This is a genomic window from Microvirga brassicacearum (assembly GCF_008757455.1).
GTDB lineage: Bacteria > Pseudomonadota > Alphaproteobacteria > Rhizobiales > Beijerinckiaceae > Microvirga > Microvirga brassicacearum.
Map to the genome: position 1 here is coordinate 101,829 of NZ_VCMV01000035.1, position 2,092 is coordinate 103,920.

Here is a 2,092-nt window from a genome sequence, read left to right on the forward strand (position 1 = left end):
TGTCGCCGATCCGTTCGGGCTCCCCGGTGCCCGCATGTACCGCACCGGCGACCGCGCCCGCTACCGCCCCGACGGCAACCTCGACTTCCTCGGCCGCAGTGATCACCAGGTCAAGATCCGCGGCCACCGGATTGAGCTCGGCGAGATCGAGGCGGTGCTCGCCCGCCATCCGGAGGTTTCCGCCTGTACCGCACTGGTGCGGGAGGACCAGCCCGGGCACCGGCGTCTCGTCGCCTATGCGGTCGGCCGTGCCAATGCCGAGACCCTGCGTCTTTATCTCGCCGAGCGCCTGCCCGGGCCGATGGTGCCGAAGGCCATCGTCATGCTCGACGCCTTGCCGCTGACCCCCAACGGCAAGCTCGACCGCGCCGCCCTCCCGGCTCCCGATGCCGCCCCTGTCGCCGGCCGGGCGCCCCGCAACGAGCGCGAATTTCTCCTCTGCCGCCTCTTCTCCGAAGTCCTTGGCCTGCCCGAAATCGGCATCGACGACAGCTTCTTCGCCCTCGGGGGCGACAGCATCATGTCCATTCAATTGGTGAGCCGGGCCTGGGCGGCCGGACTTGTCTTCACGCCCCGTGAGATCTTCCAGCACAAGACGGTGGAGAAGTTGGCAGAGGTGGCCCATCTGCTGCGCCCCGCCGACCCAGTCGCCGACGTGCGAACGGGACCATTGCGGCTGATGCCGATCATGCACTGGCTGCGACAGCAATCGGGGCCGATCGAGCAATTCAACCAGACGATGCTGTTGGAGATTCCAGCGGGACTCGATGCCGCCGGATTGACGGCGGCGCTGCAGGCCGTGCTCGATCATCACGACGCGCTCCGGACGACGCTTGCGCTCGTTGATGGCGAGTGGACGCTGCATATTGCCGAAGCTGGCTCCGTCGCGGCCGCAGCCAGTTTGCGACGGGTCGGCACGACCGGCCTCACCCCGGAAGCGCTGGTGTCGCTCATCGACGCGGAAACGACCGAAGCTGCCGCGCGTCTTGCGCCGGCCCGCGGGACGATGGTGCAGGTAGTCTGGTTCGACGCGGGTCCCGACTGCGCTGGACGCTTGCTGCTGGTGCTGCATCACCTGGTGGTCGACGGCGTTTCGTGGCGGATACTAGTGCCCGATCTCCGGGATGCTGTGCGGGAGGTCCTGCAGGCCCGGGAACCGCGGCTCGCTCCCGTCGGCACCTCGCTGCGCCGCTGGGCCGAGCATCTTGCGACGGACGCGGCAAGCGCCGAGCGGCAAGCCGAACTGCCGTTCTGGCGCGACATGCTGGCTGCTCCCGATCCGCTTGTGGGAGCGCGCGCATTGGATGGCACGCGCGACACCGCCGCCAGCGCCGGTCACCTGACATTCACCCTGCCTGCAGACGTCACGGCGCCGCTCCTCGGTCGCGTTCCGGCGGTGTTTCACGGCGGGGTCAACGACGTTCTGCTCACCGCGTTCGCAGTGGCTTTCGCGGATTGGCGCCGTCATCACGGTTGGAGCGATGACACTGCCGTTCTGCTCGATCTGGAAGGCCACGGACGTGAGGGCGAGGATGATTTCGATCTCTCGCGTACCGTGGGGTGGTTCACCAGTCTCTTTCCCCTACGGCTGGATCCCGGCCGGGACGTGTCGCTGGCGCAATCGCTGAAGCGCGTGAAGGAACAGATCCGCCGGATTCCCGGGAACGGCCTGGGCTTTGGCATCTTGCGCTACCTTGATCAGAACAGCGCGGCGGTGCTGCGGGATGCAATCCGCCCGCAGGTCGCCTTCAATTATCTCGGGCGGTTCACGGCACAGACCGGTCCATGGCATGCAGCACCCGAAGCCGAGGGTCTTGCCGGCGGAGGCGACGCCACGATGGCGCTCGGCCACACGCTCACTCTCGACGCGCAGGTTCTCGACGAAACCACTGGTCCGCGTCTCGTCGCGCACTGGACGTGGGCGAGCGAGATCCTGTCCGAAGAGGCGGTGCGCGATATCGGCAAACGCTGGTTTCGCGCGCTGGCGGAACTGTCCTCCCTGAGCGCTGATTCCGGCGGGCATACACCATCGGACTTTCCGCTTGTATCGCTTTCCTTGTCGGAGGTGGCAGCGCTCGAGGGTTTGGTGCCG

Annotated in this window: 1 protein-coding gene; it reads left to right on the forward strand. The window is 67.3% G+C overall.

Annotated elements, in window-relative coordinates:
* On the forward strand, positions 1 to 2,092 hold a 2,092-nt coding region (locus FEZ63_RS25225; RefSeq protein WP_244622883.1), incomplete at both ends, for a condensation domain-containing protein.